The sequence below is a fragment of the Clostridium hominis genome (genome assembly GCF_014287825.1).
Classification (GTDB): Bacteria; Bacillota; Clostridia; order Clostridiales; family Clostridiaceae; genus Clostridium; species Clostridium hominis.
In genome coordinates, this window is record NZ_JACOOO010000016.1 from 233142 (window position 1) to 248787 (window position 15646).

Annotated in this window: 15 protein-coding genes and 1 riboswitch; of the genes, 4 read left to right on the plus strand and 11 right to left on the minus strand. The window is 30.8% G+C overall.

What is annotated here, in order from left to right:
• Positions 1-2: 2 nt before the first annotated feature.
• The 3 genes from H8S20_RS09305 to H8S20_RS09315 all read right to left on the minus strand — a co-directional run bounded on the left by H8S20_RS09305 (position 3) and on the right by H8S20_RS09315 (position 1312).
• On the minus strand, positions 3-707 hold the full coding sequence (locus H8S20_RS09305) for an ABC transporter ATP-binding protein (protein ID WP_186859941.1): 705 nt from the start codon (positions 705-707) through the stop codon (positions 3-5).
• Positions 708-931: 224 nt separating this feature from the next.
• Complete coding sequence (locus H8S20_RS09310; protein WP_032117543.1) at positions 932-1105, minus strand: (2Fe-2S)-binding protein; 174 nt, start codon at positions 1103-1105, stop codon at positions 932-934.
• 18 nt (positions 1106-1123) lie between these two features.
• A complete protein-coding gene (locus tag H8S20_RS09315) occupies positions 1124-1312 on the minus strand; it encodes a ferredoxin (protein ID WP_032117542.1) in 189 nt (62 codons plus the stop codon).
• 213 nt (positions 1313-1525) lie between these two features.
• On the opposite strand from H8S20_RS09315, the gene H8S20_RS09320 reads away from it, so the two are divergent.
• Entirely contained in the window at positions 1526-2197 is a 672-nt protein-coding gene (locus H8S20_RS09320) for a manganese catalase family protein (protein ID WP_186859942.1), read from the plus strand.
• A 62-nt stretch (positions 2198-2259) separates the two neighbouring features.
• Here the strand turns inward: H8S20_RS09320 and H8S20_RS09325 are convergent, their stop codons facing one another.
• Entirely contained in the window at positions 2260-3045 is a 786-nt protein-coding gene (locus H8S20_RS09325) for a formate/nitrite transporter family protein (protein ID WP_186859943.1), read from the minus strand.
• A 251-nt stretch (positions 3046-3296) separates the two neighbouring features.
• Positions 3297-3398: riboswitch (purine riboswitch) on the plus strand.
• A gap of 30 nt (positions 3399-3428) precedes the next feature.
• Here H8S20_RS09325 and ade point away from each other — a divergent pair.
• A complete protein-coding gene (gene ade / locus H8S20_RS09330; RefSeq protein ID WP_186859944.1) occupies positions 3429-5168 on the plus strand; it encodes an adenine deaminase in 1740 nt (579 codons plus the stop codon).
• Positions 5169-5428: 260 nt separating this feature from the next.
• Here the strand turns inward: ade and H8S20_RS09335 are convergent, their stop codons facing one another.
• Positions 5429-5830, minus strand: a complete 402-nt coding sequence (locus tag H8S20_RS09335) for a C-GCAxxG-C-C family protein (protein WP_186859945.1) — start codon at positions 5828-5830, stop codon at positions 5429-5431.
• Between the two features lie 205 nt (positions 5831-6035).
• On the opposite strand from H8S20_RS09335, the gene dusA reads away from it, so the two are divergent.
• On the plus strand, positions 6036-7070 hold the full coding sequence (gene dusA / locus H8S20_RS09340; protein WP_186859946.1) for a tRNA dihydrouridine(20/20a) synthase DusA: 1035 nt from the start codon (positions 6036-6038) through the stop codon (positions 7068-7070).
• A gap of 193 nt (positions 7071-7263) precedes the next feature.
• Here dusA and H8S20_RS09345 read toward each other — a convergent pair whose 3' ends face one another.
• A complete protein-coding gene (locus tag H8S20_RS09345) occupies positions 7264-7662 on the minus strand; it encodes a hypothetical protein (RefSeq protein ID WP_186859947.1) in 399 nt (132 codons plus the stop codon).
• 252 nt (positions 7663-7914) lie between these two features.
• Between H8S20_RS09345 and H8S20_RS20325 the strand changes: the two genes are divergently transcribed.
• Positions 7915-8133 (plus strand): hypothetical protein, encoded by a 219-nt coding sequence (locus tag H8S20_RS20325; RefSeq protein WP_207725305.1) that lies wholly within the window; start codon positions 7915-7917, stop codon positions 8131-8133.
• Between the two features lie 297 nt (positions 8134-8430).
• Here the strand turns inward: H8S20_RS20325 and H8S20_RS09355 are convergent, their stop codons facing one another.
• The 5 genes from H8S20_RS09355 to H8S20_RS09375 form a co-directional block, all read right to left on the minus strand.
• Entirely contained in the window at positions 8431-9267 is an 837-nt protein-coding gene (locus tag H8S20_RS09355) for a hypothetical protein (RefSeq protein ID WP_032117535.1), read from the minus strand.
• Positions 9268-9464: 197 nt separating this feature from the next.
• The gene (carB, locus tag H8S20_RS09360; RefSeq protein WP_186859948.1) at positions 9465-12674 is read right to left on the minus strand and encodes a carbamoyl-phosphate synthase large subunit; all 3210 of its coding nucleotides are present in this window, start codon (positions 12672-12674) and stop codon (positions 9465-9467) included.
• A gap of 13 nt (positions 12675-12687) precedes the next feature.
• Complete coding sequence (locus tag H8S20_RS09365; protein ID WP_186859949.1) at positions 12688-13737, minus strand: carbamoyl phosphate synthase small subunit; 1050 nt, start codon at positions 13735-13737, stop codon at positions 12688-12690.
• A gap of 255 nt (positions 13738-13992) precedes the next feature.
• On the minus strand, positions 13993-14889 hold the full coding sequence (locus H8S20_RS09370; RefSeq protein WP_186859950.1) for a dihydroorotate dehydrogenase: 897 nt from the start codon (positions 14887-14889) through the stop codon (positions 13993-13995).
• Positions 14890-14908: 19 nt separating this feature from the next.
• The gene (locus tag H8S20_RS09375; protein WP_032117532.1) at positions 14909-15646 is read right to left on the minus strand and encodes a dihydroorotate dehydrogenase electron transfer subunit; all 738 of its coding nucleotides are present in this window, start codon (positions 15644-15646) and stop codon (positions 14909-14911) included.

A 15646-nucleotide genomic window follows, 5' to 3' on the forward strand; every position in this document is an offset into this window, starting at 1 on the left:
ATTTACCACTCAATCCTTTCCACTGGAACCGGATTTTCATTTATACTCATTTTTTGAACTTTACCGCTCTTAACTTCAATAATTTTATCACCCATTGGAGTTAATGCTAAGTTATGAGTAATTATAATAACTGTCATTCCTTCTTCTCTACAAGTATCTTGTAATAACTTTAATATTGCTTTACCAGTATTGTAATCTAAAGCTCCTGTTGGCTCATCACAAAGTAATAGCTTAGGATTTTTAGCTAATGCTCTAGCAATAGCAACCCTTTGTTGTTCGCCACCAGACAGTTGAGATGGGAAGTTATTCTTTCTCTCACTTAATCCAACTGCATCTAGAACTTTATCTATATCAAGGGGGTTCTTACAAATTTGAATTGCAAGTTCAACATTTTCTCTTACAGTTAAGTTCTGAACTAGATTATAAAATTGAAATACAAAGCCTATATCGTCTCTTCTATAAGTTACTAATTCTTTTTGAGAATATTTACTTACCTCATTTTTATCTACAATTACCTTACCTGATGATACAGTATCCATTCCACCTAAAATATTTAATATAGTGCTTTTACCAGCTCCACTAGCACCAGCAACTACAACAAATTCACCTTTATCAACAGAAAAGTTTACTCCACTTAGCGCTTCAATTTCAACCTCACCCATTTTATATACCTTTTTTACATCTTTAAACTCAATGTAATTATTCATAAGTTTTCCCTCCACATATCAACTCTATCCTTCGACATACTTAAGTATACAATACTTATTTTTCTTCTACAACGAAGTTAGATAATATTAATATCATATTCATAATTTATAAATATTTGGGGGATACTTCTAATTATATATAAATACTATCCATTCCTCCAAAGTTATATAAAAAAAGATAATCCTAAGCCGAAATTCAACCTAGGATTATCCTTTTTATATAACTATTTATTTTCTTCTATTATTATTTCAATTTTACCTTTACATCTTCCACCACGGCATCCACCAGCACCTGCGCCAGTAGCTTCTTTAACTTCTTCAAAAGAAGTAGCTCCATTCTTTACCGCTTCAACGATTTGTTCTTCTGTTATTCCTCTACATAGACATACTTTTGACATTTATAATACCTCCAAGTCTTATTCTTCTATTGTTATAGCTTGTACAGGACATCCTTCACAAGCTTCTCTAACTGAATCTTCTAATCCTGATTCTACTTCACCTTCTATAGCTACTGCAACTCCAGTATCTAGTGAAAACACATCTCCACATACTCCTTCACATAAACCACAGCTTATGCAAGTATTTTCATCTACAAATGCTTTCATTTTTAAGTCCTCCTATTTAACTTTATCTTATACATCAATTATCTATTAATAATCATTATTTGTCAATATTAATTCATACTATTTTAGTCAACTTTACTTATAAAATTTAAATTTCAATTTACTTCTTAATGGAATAATTCTACATAAAAAGAATTTTTATGTGAATACTAGTATTGATATATTAAATAAAAATTTTAGGAGGCTGATAATCTTATGTTTAAACATGAAAAAAAATTATTACATGAAGTAAAAATCGAAAAGCCAAACCCTCAATACGCTGTTCTTATGCAAGAACAACTTGGTGGAGGTAATGGTGAGCTTAAAGCTGCTATGCAATATATATCTCAAAGCTTTAGAATTAAAGACCCTGCAATTAAAGATTTATTTTTAGACATAGGCGCAGAAGAATTAAGTCATATGGAAATGGTTGCTCAAACTATTAATCTTCTAAATGGCCATGATGTGGATTATAAGAGAGTTGACGTTGGTGAAATTCAAACTCATGTAATGTTTGGCTTAACTCCAGGACTAGTTAATTCATCTGGAGCTCCTTGGACTGCAAACTATGTTACTGTAACTGGTGATTTAGTAGCAGATCTACTTTCTAATATAGCTTCTGAACAAAGAGCTAAAACAGTCTATGAATACTTATATAGACAAATTTATGATAAACATGTACGCGAAACTATAGATTTCCTTCTAAATAGAGAAGAAGCCCATAATGCTTTGTTTAGAGAAGCGTTAAATAAAGTTAAGGATACTGGATCTAATCGTGACTTTGGTGTTACTGAAGACTCTAGATTATATTTTGATCTTTCATCTCCTGGAAGACATTTTGATAATCCTAATCCTACTCCACCAAGCTTCGATAATACAATAAGATAATATATAAAAGAAAATGACTGTTGCTTTTATTACATACAGTCATTTTCTTTTATATATTAATTTTACTTTTCTTTTTTCTTCATACTTATAAGGTAATATGGTATTCCTACAAATAATATTCCACCAACAAAGTTTCCAAGTGAAACCCACCCTATGTTATGTATATATCCCATAATACTAACATTAGCTCCATGAGGCAACATTAACCCCATAGCTAAGAAACTCATATTAGCAACACTATGTTCAAATCCTGCTGTTATGAATGTAAATAAACACCAAAATATCATTAAGATTTTAGCAGTTTCCTCTTTTAACTTATAACACATCCAAGTTGCAAGGCATACTAAAACATTACATAATAATCCTCTTAAAAATAATTGCATTCCTGGAGTTGCCATCTTAGTTGCAACATTATTTACTATAAACTCTCCAATATATTCGCTCTTACCTGAAGCAAGTCCAGTTTGAACATATAAGAAAGCTCCTATAACCCCACCTAAGATATTTCCAATCCAAACAGCAATCCATATTCTAACTGCATCTAACCAAGTTACCTTCTTTTTTAATGCTCCTACAGTCATAATCATTGCATTACTTGTAAAAAGATCTCCACCGGCCATAAATACAAGACTTAAGGCAACACCAAATGAAGCTCCCATTAATATTTTATAAGTTTCGTTTCCTGCATGATGCATTATCCCACCTATAGAATAGATCAGCATAATTCCTAAACTTACCAAAAAGCTTCCCATCATTGCTGCTACTAGGTACTTTAACTTACTGTCTTTGTATAGCCCTATTTTCACCTCTGCCGAGTGAGCTAAACTATCAATTTCCTTTGAATACATATCTGCACCTCTTATTAATTATTGTCTGTGCTTACTCCTACAATCCCCTATGTTGTTTCGCACCTATTTAATAATATAACTTTTAAGTTACTTTTTCAAATTTCGACAATTTATATTATTTTTCTTTTGAGAATATATTCTTAAAAGAAACCGTTTAACCTATTATATATTCACATTTATTTGAATATATATTATTAATCGTGGATAACTTTTTCTAAAATTTTTCTTTGACATTAATTTCGTATCTGAATATAATGATTAACAATAACCTTCGTATATGCTTAATAATACGGTTTAAGCGTCTCTACTATATCACCGTAAATGATATAACTATGAAGTCTACGGATCCACGAAGGTTAAGAATAATTTACGAGGTGGATTTAATGAATAAGGATTTATTTGTAAAAGCGATCGAGGCTTCAGCTAAAAGAAGACCTTGTGATTTAGTTATTAAAAATGTTAATGTTGTTGATGTATTTCAATGCTCTACTTTCATTTCTGATGTTGGAATATCTAATGGATATATAGTTGGATTAGGGGAATACTCTGGTACTACTGAAATTGATGGTACAGGTAAATATATATGTCCAAGCCTTATAGATAGCCATGCTCATATCGAATCATCACTACTTACTCCAAAGGAATATTATAAATGTGCATTACGCCACGGTATTACATCTATGGTTGTAGACCCTCATGAAATAGCTAATGTATTTGGTAAAAAAGGTATAGATTTTATGATTGACTCAAGTAAGGACATACCTTTTGATTTTTACTTTATGCTTTCTTCCTGTGTACCTGCTACATCTTTTGAAAGCTCTGGTGCTATATTAAATAGCTCAGATTTAAAACCATATTATGCAAATAAAAATGTACTTGGATTAGCAGAGGTTATGAACTATCCTGCAGTTGTAAATTGTGAAGAAGATATGATTCAAAAACTTTGGGATGCTAAAGAGAATAATGGTGTAATAGATGGTCACTGTGCTGGTTTTAATAATGATATGGTTAATATCTATGCTACTGCTAATATTAGAACTGACCATGAAAGTGTTACTTATGATGAACTAATTGAAAAAGTTAGACGTGGTATGTATGTACTTATAAGGGAAGGTACTGTCGCTAAAAACTTAAAAGACTTAGTTCACGGAGCTTCAATTTTTAATAGTAGACGTCTTTGTCTTTGCACAGATGATAAACATATAGATGATTTGGTTATGAATGGAAGCATTGATAATTCAATAAAGCTTTGCGTAAATAATGGTTTAAAATCTGAAATAGCGATTCAAATGGCTACTTTAAATCCTTCAGAATGTTATAACTTAAAAAATAAAGGCGCTATAGCTCCTGGTTATATTGCTGACTTTTTAATATTAGATAGCTTAGAAGACTTTTCAATAGAATCTGTTTATAAAAAAGGAACTCTTGTAGTTAAAAATAATGAATTATTTAATATGCCTGATGAAATTGTTGAAGAAGTAAATCTTCCAACAGCAATGAATATTAAAGAATTAACCCCTGAAGATTTTAAAATAGATATAAGCAATAAGGATTATATAAATGTAATAGAATTAATTCCTAATAAATTAGAAAGCAATCATTTAAAGATTAAAATAGATGACTTAAAGATGAAAGATGAATTTACTTCTATAATAGGCTCCGATGACCTTTTAAAAGTTTCTGTAATAGAAAGACATAACAACACAGGAAACATTGGTCTTGGAATTTTAAGAGGACTTAAATTAAACTCAGGAGCCATTGCAACAACAATAACACATGATTCTCATAATTTAATTGTTGCTGGAACTAATGATTCAGATATGATTTTTGCAGTGGAAGAATTAAAGAAATTAGGTGGAGGAATAATTGTAGTTCAAAACAGACAAGTATTATCATCTATAAAACTTGAGATTGGTGGTGTAATTACAGGTAGAAAAGCTGAAGAAGTTATTCAAGATTTAGCTAAGCTACATGATGCCATAGATATAATCTCTCCTGAGATAGACTTTAATCCATTTTTAACTTTATCATTCCTAGCACTTCCAGTAATTCCTTCATTAAAAATTACTGATAAAGGTATATTTGATGTAGAGAAATTCGAATTTATACCAGTAGCAGAATAAATAAAGTGCAAAGCACTTTGGTGAAAAGTTTGACTTCGTCAAAGGGGAAAAGTCAGCTAAAGCTGAAGGGAAAAGGTCATTTCATGACAGGGAAAATATTACCACTGGCAATAGTGAAAAGCATCTGACTCTCGCAATTTTTACCGCTACGATAGTAGCCTTTTCCCCTTAACTCTAGTTAACTTTTCCCCGCTGCCTTAGCAGCCTTTTCATCTCGACGAAGTCGACTTTTCACTTGCGCACTTGGTGCGCACTTTTTTCTATTCTGCTAAAATTTCTTCTAGTATTTCAGCTGCATCTTCTACGCATCCTCTGCAAGAACGTAACACGTTTCCTGTTGTAATACCTTTTAAGTCTTTGCATATTACAGATTGATTCTTTTCCTTAAATCTTCTCTCAATCTCTTGTAAAAGTTCTTCATCTTCATTAGTCCATTCAGCTGGATTATCAGGATTTATGTTACCTTTTAAGTAATTTACCACAACATAAGCTCCCATAACAGCTCCACATACCTTATATGCTCCTCCGCTATATTTTCTAACTATGCCTTTCATAGTTTCATCATCAATATCTACTAAGTCACAAAAGGCACATGCTACTGCTTGTGAGCAAGTGTATCTATTGCTGTGTAATTCTATTGCTTTATTTTTTCTCTCACCCATATTAAGACTCCTTACCTTTTATTTTGTCACTTATAATTATATACAGTAGTTTTGATATTGTCACTTTTCCTTGAATAATGTTTTACTTTGATACTATAACGTAAATCTTTATAGTAATTATTACAAAAACTTAATTTAATAATATAAAGTTTTAATATGCTATAATAAATCATAAATAATCTGATATAAAGAAAGGAAACAAAAGATGGAAAAATATATTTCTAATATACATACACCTAAAATAAGTATTGCACCTATGGTTGATAAATCTCATAGGCATTTTAGATATTTTTGTAGAATAATGAATAAAGAAGCGTTGCTCTACACTGAAATGGTTACAGCTCAAGCAATATTAAATGGTGATTTAGATAAAATACTTTATTTTAGAGAAGAAGAAGGTCCAGTAGCTTTACAAATAGCAGCCTCTAATGCTGAAGATGCTTATAAAGCTCTAAAACTTGCAGAAGAATTTAATTATACTGAAATAAATTTAAATTGTGGTTGTCCTTCTGATAGAGTTTCAGGAAACTTAATGGGAGCGGCCTTAATGTCTGATAAAAACTTAGTATATGAAATTCTTTCTGCTATGAAGGAAGCAACAAATAAGCCGATAACTATTAAACATAGAATTGGTATTGATGGTACAGGGGTAATACAACCTAATCAAGGTAATATAATAATGGATGGCTATGAAGATCTATTAGACTTTTTAGATACAGTTTCTAAAGCAAAACCAGATAGATATACTGTCCATGCTCGTTCTGCTATATTAAAAGGCTTAAGTCCAAAGGACAATAGAGAGATTCCTCCTATAGATTATGACATGGTATATAGACTAAAAAAAGACTTTGATTACTTAAACATTGAAATTAATGGTGGTTTTAAAACCTTAGATTCAATTAAAGATGCTCTTACCAAAGTTGATGGAGTTATGATTGGTAGAGCTTCTTACGAAGATTGCTATCTTTTAGCTAATTTAAATAAGCTTAATGATGAAAATATAAAACCTCTTTCTAGAGGTGATATTATTAAATCTTATATTCCTTATGTAGAAGAAGAACTAGAAAAAGGAAGTAATATTCACTCTCTAGCTGCTCCAATTCAAAGCTTGTTCCAAGGTCAACCTGGTAGCAGAAAATTTAAGCAGTTAATCTCTTCATCAAATGTAAAAAGAGAAACTTTAGTGCCTATTTTAAATAATCTACTTGAAGTTATGCCACAAGATATACTTTGGAAATAGTGTTCATCTGACTAATTCACTAGCTTATAGTGTAATATAAATACGTTTTAAATAATAATGATATAGGATATAATCAAGATATATAATAAATTACTCAAAAAAAATATATTAAATGCTAAAACTAAAACGAGCTAACTAGGATTTTTTTCTAGTTAGCCCTTATATATTAACTTTATTACCTTTAATACTAAAATCACTTTACTATCTGCACTTCACCTTTATTAAATACCCCAAAATCTTTGTGATGAAGTAAAGTATATATTATTACTAGTCCATGGTAAAAAATAATACCTATTGGCGCTTTCCAAGTATCTATAACTATAAGTTGAATTATACATACAAAAAAGAAATATCCTGATTCAACAACCATACCCCAAAATCCCCATTTTAGTTGCCTTAGATATCCATATGATACTATAATACTTCCAATTCCTATTATAATTTTAGCTAATAATTCCGGCAAAAATGGTACTCCAAACCTTGTATTAAACTGAGGATTCTGTTGAACATTTAATGTAACCAATATAACTAAAGCGCTAATCATTTGGTAAATACCTATAAATAATATGCCTAATCGCTCTTTTTTTACCATAACATACCTCCGTATCATAACTTATTATTATGTCTATGCTATCATGATTAGCTATATTACTATACTAATTCATAAATCTTACATTCTATTTCAACTTAATTTTATAAAACAATTTCTATTTTATTCCTGTGTGTATGTTCTACATAATTATGGTGTAATTCAAAAGTACAATTTACATAGTTGAATGTGGACTACTGGTATCATTTTATCTCTTTTAGAAGGGAGGTGATACTGATAAGTAACGAAGATTTAATGTTACTATTTACAGCAGGTATATTCTTAATAGCATTATTAACATTTAAGGATGCATCTTTTCCTAACGTCAAAGATGTAAGCTCAACTAACAAAATTAAAATTTTGAGTTTCACTCATGTTACTTATAGAAAAAATCTCAAAAAAATAGTAGCCCCGTACGCAATTTGGAAGCTACTATTTTTAGTTACTAAAAATATAGTGATACCAGTTGCCTAAGCAACTAGAATTGTATATAGTAGAGTGTTCGAGCACTCTACTTTTTTATTATCTGCATTTCTTATTTATATTATATCAAATTTTTATAAAAATAAACACAAATTTTCGAAAAGCTAAGCTCCCTTACAATTTGGAATTTAATTTTAATTGTATCATTTTATAATTTCTTTTAATTTCATATTAATCCTAATCTAATCTTTTATTTAAAAGCTCTTCCGATATATCTTTACCTACAAATGGTAATAATTTATCTAATTTATTATTCTAAATCTTTAATCTTGTTAGTCAAACGGTAAATCATTGTATTTTAGAATAGGTTAGTCCTTTAGGTGACTTATCACTATAACTACCTGAACCATCATAATTTTGTGATTTCCATTGATTCAATACGTTGCGACTTACAATTGTATTTGGTAGTAAATTTAATTCATCTATATCATTAATAAATAAATTTTCTCTGAACTCTTTAATATCATTTACTTTATCTAATGATATTAAAGTTGTGAATGGATATTTATCATCTTTAATACCATCATAACAGCTATATTCTCGTTTTAATTCACTAATATCAGTATTATAAAAATACTCATTATTTAAAACATAATAAACTACATTAGGTTTTATATTATATTGTTCATTTATAGCATCATCGATTATCTTTTCTACTAGTTTTTTTGAATTATCATTCATTTTATAATATACTTTCTTAATTGATGAATTTTCATTGTGTAATTCTCTTAGTATATTTAAACAAATAATATTATCTTCTAGATAAATACTTATATTTGCAAAATAGGTATTGTAATTATTTTTATTTAATAGTTTTTCATCTTGGATAATAATTGCCATATCTACATCTCTTTTTTCGCTGAAGTCATTAAACTTGATCTTTTCAAGTTTTTTTAGATTTTTTATAAGTTCGATTCTATCACTGTAATCACTAGGACTTGTAGCAATATTAGTTATTATTTCATCTTCTAAATATACAGTTAAATCAAATCTTGTAAACATATTTGAATTCACATCATAATTAAGAAATTTATTTATCTCTATGAATCTATTACAATATAAAGTAACAATAATTAGAATGAAAATAAAAATTAAAAAAACTGTTATTTTCTTTATACTTTTCATATTATCCCCCTATTAGCAAACTATATAATACAATCGTTCCTTACTTTATATCTTATATTATATATAAATAAGCATATCATTTATATATATTTTTCCGCACTCTGTTTTAATCTCTTAAAATAACATAAAAGAAGTGCAAACCACCCCTGATTTGCACTCTAACTTTTAAGTATTAATTTAAAATTTATCTTTTTCAACTAAACATTAGCTATATCAAATACTTCTAAGTTTCTCTTATCTATTTCATTAACCTTAACATCAGCTATAGCTCTTAATGTATCTAATGCTGTTATTACTCCGGTATTTCTTTCTATAGCAGCTCTTCTAATTAAGAATCCATCTCTCTTAGAATCATTACCCTTAGTTGGAGTATTTACAACTAAATCTACTTCTTTATTCTTAACTACATCTAAAATGTTTGGTGAAGCTTCATTAAGTTTTCTAACTATTTCACAGTCAATTCCTGCTTCTTTTAATAATTGGCAAGTTCCTTCTGTGGCAACAAACTTATATCCTGCTTTAGCTAAGTCTTTTGCTATTGGTAGGAATTCTGCTTTATCGTGCTTATTGATTGTAGCTAATATCTTTCCTTTTTCAATTGAAGGATACATACTTCCACCAACAAAGCCTTTGTATAAAGCTTCTTTAACATCTCTACCTACACCTAAAACTTCTCCTGTAGATTTCATTTCAGGCCCTAAAGATACTTCAACCTTTGGTAACTTTTGAGTTGAGAACACTGGAACCTTAACTGAAACTAATTCTGGTTCTGGATATACGTCTACCCCGTATCCTAGGTCAACAAGCTTTTGTCCAAGCATAACTTTAGTTGCTAAATCAACTATTGGAACTCCACTTACCTTACTTATATATGGAACTGTTCTTGAAGCTCTTGGGTTAACTTCTATTACATAAAGGTTTCCTTCAAACTCAATGAACTGAATGTTTATCATTCCTTTTATTCCTATAGCTAAAGCTAACTTCTTAGTGTAATCTAACACTTGAGCCTTTATTTTATCACAGATGTTTTGGCTTGGGTACATAGTTACTGAGTCTCCTGAGTGAACTCCAGCTCTTTCTAAGTGTTCCATTATACCTGGGATAAGAATGTTTTCTCCATCAGATATAGCATCAACTTCGATTTCTCTACCCATTAAATATTTATCTATAAGTATTGGATTTTTCTTATCCTTCATAAATGCATTCTTTAAGTAGTATGTTAACTCTTCTTCATCATGAGTTATTTCCATACCTTGTCCTCCAAGAACGTATGATGGTCTTACTAGTACAGGGAATCTTAATCTTCTAGCTTCTTCTATACCTTCTTCTAAAGTCCAAACACCTTTACCCTTAGGTCTAGCTATATCAAATTTTTCTAATAACTCTTCAAACTTTTCTCTGTCTTCAGCCATATCTATTTGATCTGCTGTAGTTCCTAAAGTTTTTATTCCTTTTTCTTTTAAGAAGTTTGCAAGCTTGATTGCAGTTTGCCCACCAAATTGAAGAATTACTCCATATGGATTTTCTTTTTCTATTATGTTTAATACATCTTCTTCAGTTAATGGTTCAAAGTAAAGCTTATCTGAAATATTGAAGTCTGTACTTACTGTTTCTGGATTGTTATTAACTATTATAGTTTCAATTCCCATCTTCTTTAATGCCATTACACAGTGAACTGAAGCATAGTCAAACTCTATACCTTGCCCTATTCTGATCGGACCTGAACCTATAACTATAACCTTCTTCTTATCAGAAACTTCTACTTCATCATATTGCTCATAAGTTGAGTAGTAGTATGGTGATAGTGCTTCGAATTCTCCTCCACAAGTATCAACCATCTTGTAAGCAGGTTTTATATTCCATATGTTTCTTAATCTGTAGATATCGTCTGGTTTAACTCTTAACATATCTGCTATAGCCTTATCAGAGAATCCCTTCTTTTTAAGATTTAATAACCATTCTTTATCTAAATCATCTATCTTGCTTAATTTTAATCTTGTTTCTTCATGAACTATCCACTTGAATTTTTCTAAGAAGAATATATCAATTCCAGTTATCTTTGCGATACTTTCAATTCTGTAATCTCTTCTTATCATTTCTGTAAGTGCAAACAATCTTTCATCATCTGGCTTCATCACAGCTTCTTTTAATTCTTGTATGCTCATTTCTTTAAACTTTGGATGGTCTAAAGAGTATTTACCTATTTCTAAACTTCTTATCCCTTTTAATAATGCAGCTTCTAAATTAGCACCTATAGCCATTATTTCTCCAGTTGCCATCATCTTTGTTCCTAAAGCTCTGTCTGCTGTGAAGAACTTATCGAAAGGCCATTTTGGTATCTTAACTACTACGTAGTCTAATGTTGGCTCAAAGCATGCATATGTCTTTTGAGTTACCGCATTTTTAATTTCATCTAATCCATATCCTAAAGCTATCTTAGCTGCAAGCTTAGCTATTGGGTATCCTGTAGCTTTTGATGCAAGAGCTGAGGATCTTGAAACTCTTGGGTTGATTTCTATAACTGCATATTCAAATGAGTTTGGATTTAAAGCAAATTGTACGTTACATCCACCTTCGATTCCTACAGCATTTATTATGTTTATAGCTGAAGTTCTAAGCATTTGGTATTCTTTATCTGATAATGTTTGAGATGGGGCTACAACTATACTATCTCCAGTATGAATACCAACTGGGTCAATGTTTTCCATGTTACATACAGTTATACAGTTTCCGTAAGAGTCCCTCATTACTTCGTACTCTATCTCTTTCCAACCTTTAACTGATTTTTCTAATAAAACTTGTCCAATTGTGCTTAATTGTAATCCTGACGCAAGAATAGTTCTTAACTCTTCTTCATTCTCAGCTATTCCACCACCAGTTCCTCCTAGTGTATATGCAGGTCTTACTATAACTGGATATCCTATCTTATTAGCAAAAGATATTCCTGATTCCATGTCAGTTATTATTTCAGATATGATAACAGGTTCGTTTATTCTGTTCATCATATCTCTAAATAATTCTCTATCTTCCCCTTCTTTAATAGATGCTATTGAAGTACCTATAACTTTGACATTGTATTTATCTAAAATTCCAGCATCAGCTAAGTCTACTGCAAGGTTAAGTCCTGTTTGACCTCCCATACCTGTTAAAAGACTATCTGGTCTTTCTTTGGCTATTACCTTTTCAACAAACTCTACTGTTAATGGCTCTATGTAAATTTTATCTGCTACTTCTTTATCTGTCATTATAGTAGCTGGATTAGAGTTAACTAATACAACTTCTACACCTTCTTCTTTTAAAGCTTGACATGCTTGAGTTCCTGAATAATCAAACTCTGCTGCTTGTCCTATAATGATTGGTCCTGACCCTATAACTAAAACTTTTTTAATATCTTTATTTAATGGCATTCTCTAATTCCTCCTATAGTGCATATTCCATAAATCTATCAAATATATATTCGCTATCCTTTGGACCTGCTGCAGCCTCCGGATGGAATTGAACTGAGTATATCGGTAAAGTAGTATGTTTCATTCCCTCTATTGTTCCATCGTTTATATTTATATGAGTTGCAACTACCCCTTCTGGTAATTCATGAACTACATATCCGTGGTTTTGAGAAGTTATATGTACCTTATTTCTTTCTAAGTCTTTTACTGGATGGTTACATCCTCTGTGTCCAAACTTTAACTTAGTAGTTTTCCCACCTAGTGTTAACCCTAATAATTGATGTCCTAAACATATTCCAACTATCGGCTTAACTCCAACTATCTTCTTAATATTTTCTATTACGCTTCCTAAATCTTCTGGATCTCCAGGTCCATTTGATAAGAATACTAAGTCAGGGTTAACTGCTAATATTTCTTCTGCCCTTGTGTTCATTGGGAATACTGTAATTTTGCAACCTCTTTTTTTGAAATTTCTTATAATGTTTGTTTTTATTCCAAAGTCCATTATTGCAACGTGCTTACCAGTTCCTTCTATTGTATAAGTTTTTTCTGTTGAAACTATACTAACAGCTTCTTTATTTGAGAAAGCCTTAATCTTGCCTTCCACATCTTGTAATGTTTCTGCTTCTAAAGATATTATTCCTCTCATAGTTCCATTATTTCTTAATACCTTAGTTAAAGCTCTTGTATCTATTCCTTCTAACCCAATTATCTTGTTTTGCTTTAAGTAATCTTCTAATCCGATTTCACATCTGAAGTTATTCGGGAAGTTACACTTCTCTCTTACTATAAATCCTTTTACATTTGGAGTCTCAGATTCATTATCTTCTAAGTTGATTCCATAGTTCCCTATTAGTGGATATGTCATAGTTACTATTTGTCCGTAATAAGATGGATCTGTTAATACCTCTTGGTATCCTGTCATCCCAGTAGTGAATACTACTTCTCCTACACTATCTTTTAAGTGTCCAAATGCATTTCCTTCGAATATCATCCCATTTTCAAGTATAAGTCTTGCTTTCATATTTATGTTTCCTCCCATAAGCGAACCTCTAAATTTTAATTTAGCTAGGTGACGTTAAGTAAGATTCTAAGTCTCTAATTTTAGAAATCTAACCTATATATGTTTTACACCTACCAACATATGTTAGTAGGTGCTTCCTTACCCCTTATCCTAATTTAGTCAGATGTTTCTTTACTTTATTCACGTAAATAATACGCTTTAAGTAATCCTACTAAATTAACTTCAATAGGTGTACCCTATTTCTCTATCTAATATTTATATAATTCCTATTATTTCATTTATATCTTTTATACCTTGTTCCTTACAGAACTGTTCCATTTGCTCTATAATCTCTTTACCTGCATTAGGATTAAAGAAATTAACTGTTCCTATTTGAACTGCACTTGCTCCGGCCATCATAAACTCTATAGCATCAATTCCTGAAACTATACCACCTAGCCCTATTACTGGTACGCTTACAGCCTTTGCTACTTCATGAACCATTCTAAGTGCTACTGGTTTAACTGCTGGTCCTGAAACCCCTGCATAAACATTATCGAATACTGGCTTTCTCTTATATGGATCTATTGCTAATCCTTTAAGTGTATTTATTAATGAAATTGAATCCGCTCCAGCTCTCTCACATTCTAATGCCATCTCTACTATATTTTCAGCATTAGGTGATAGCTTAACCATTAAAGGCTTATCTGCTATTTTCTTTATCTTCGATACAACATCATAAGCTACTTCTGATTTAATTCCAAAAGCCATCCCCCCTGACTTAACATTAGGGCAAGATATGTTAAGTTCTATCATATCTATATCTGTTCCTCTTAGCTTTTCAACTGCCGTTTCGTAATCTTCGATACAACCTCCACCAACATTAGCTATAACGTTAGTGTTTAACTTTCTCATCTTTGGAAGTTCTTCTGATATAAATCTTTCTATACCTGGGTTTTGAAGTCCAACTGAATTCATCATTCCTGATGGTGTTTCAAAAACTCTTATTCCATTATTACCATCCTTAGGATTTAGTGTTAATCCCTTTGATGATATTCCTCCAAGCATTCCAACATCGTAAAACTCATTGTATTCACTTCCGAAGCCAAATGTTCCAGATGCTGCTATTACAGGATTTTTAAAATCTACTCCATTTATATTAACCTTTAACATATCACGTACTCCTTAGTTACTATAGTTCAACATAGTTTCCATCAAAAACTGGACCGTCTTTACATGTTCTTTTATTTCCATCTTTAGTTTTGCATGTACATACTAAACATGCTCCAACTCCACAAGCCATGTGTTTTTCCATTGATACATATACTTGAACACCTTTTTCCTTACATATATCAACTACCTTTTTCATCATAACTTCTGGTCCACAACACAGTACTGTATCATACTTATCAACTTCTAATAAATCTGTCACAAACCCTTTATGTCCATACTTCCCAGTATTAGTTGAGACATATCCTTCATTAGTATACTTACATAATTCATCTGTTAAGAATATTTCATCTCTAAAGCCTGCATAAAAATCAATTTTTATCCCCTTATTATTTTCTCTTAATCTTTTAGCAAGCTCTACCATAGGAGCTGTTCCAATACCTCCAGAAACTAAAGCAACATTACCATACTTCTTCTTTACATCAAATCCATTTCCAAGAGGGCCTGTTAATTCTATATATTCCCCTTCTCTAAGATTTGCAAATTCTTTTGTACCTTTACCTACAGTAGCATATAAAAATGTTACTTTTCCTTCTTCTTTTTCACATACACTTATAGGTCTTGGTAGTAGTGTAGTCCCTTGATTTTTTAACATATAAAATTGACCTGCATTCACTTCATTGTGGTCTTCCACTACCATCTTATATATTCCATCTACTACTTTTACATTTGATAATATCTTTGCTTTGGTATACTTCAT

What these genes read in the sequence shown, in the direction of transcription:
- H8S20_RS09320 (WP_186859942.1), top strand. Translation starts at nt 1,526, where the DNA reads ATGTTTAAACATGAAAAAAAATTATTACATGAAGTAAAAATCGAAAAG.
- H8S20_RS09365 (WP_186859949.1), bottom strand. Translation starts at nt 13,737, where the DNA reads ATGAAAGCAAGACTTATACTTGAAAATGGGATGATATTCGAAGGAAAT.
- H8S20_RS09325 (WP_186859943.1), bottom strand. Translation starts at nt 3,045, where the DNA reads ATGTATTCAAAGGAAATTGATAGTTTAGCTCACTCGGCAGAGGTGAAA.
- H8S20_RS09375 (WP_032117532.1), bottom strand. Translation starts at nt 15,646, where the DNA reads ATGAAGTATACCAAAGCAAAGATATTATCAAATGTAAAAGTAGTAGAT.
- H8S20_RS09315 (WP_032117542.1), bottom strand. Translation starts at nt 1,312, where the DNA reads ATGAAAGCATTTGTAGATGAAAATACTTGCATAAGCTGTGGTTTATGT.
- H8S20_RS09305 (WP_186859941.1), bottom strand. Translation starts at nt 707, where the DNA reads ATGAATAATTACATTGAGTTTAAAGATGTAAAAAAGGTATATAAAATG.
- H8S20_RS09345 (WP_186859947.1), bottom strand. Translation starts at nt 7,662, where the DNA reads ATGGTAAAAAAAGAGCGATTAGGCATATTATTTATAGGTATTTACCAA.
- dusA (WP_186859946.1), top strand. Translation starts at nt 6,036, where the DNA reads ATGGAAAAATATATTTCTAATATACATACACCTAAAATAAGTATTGCA.
- H8S20_RS20325 (WP_207725305.1), top strand. Translation starts at nt 7,915, where the DNA reads ATGTTACTATTTACAGCAGGTATATTCTTAATAGCATTATTAACATTT.
- H8S20_RS09310 (WP_032117543.1), bottom strand. Translation starts at nt 1,105, where the DNA reads ATGTCAAAAGTATGTCTATGTAGAGGAATAACAGAAGAACAAATCGTT.
- H8S20_RS09355 (WP_032117535.1), bottom strand. Translation starts at nt 9,267, where the DNA reads ATGAAAAGTATAAAGAAAATAACAGTTTTTTTAATTTTTATTTTCATT.
- H8S20_RS09370 (WP_186859950.1), bottom strand. Translation starts at nt 14,889, where the DNA reads ATGTTAAAGGTTAATATAAATGGAGTAGATTTTAAAAATCCTGTAATA.
- ade (WP_186859944.1), top strand. Translation starts at nt 3,429, where the DNA reads ATGAATAAGGATTTATTTGTAAAAGCGATCGAGGCTTCAGCTAAAAGA.
- H8S20_RS09335 (WP_186859945.1), bottom strand. Translation starts at nt 5,830, where the DNA reads ATGGGTGAGAGAAAAAATAAAGCAATAGAATTACACAGCAATAGATAC.
- carB (WP_186859948.1), bottom strand. Translation starts at nt 12,674, where the DNA reads ATGCCATTAAATAAAGATATTAAAAAAGTTTTAGTTATAGGGTCAGGA.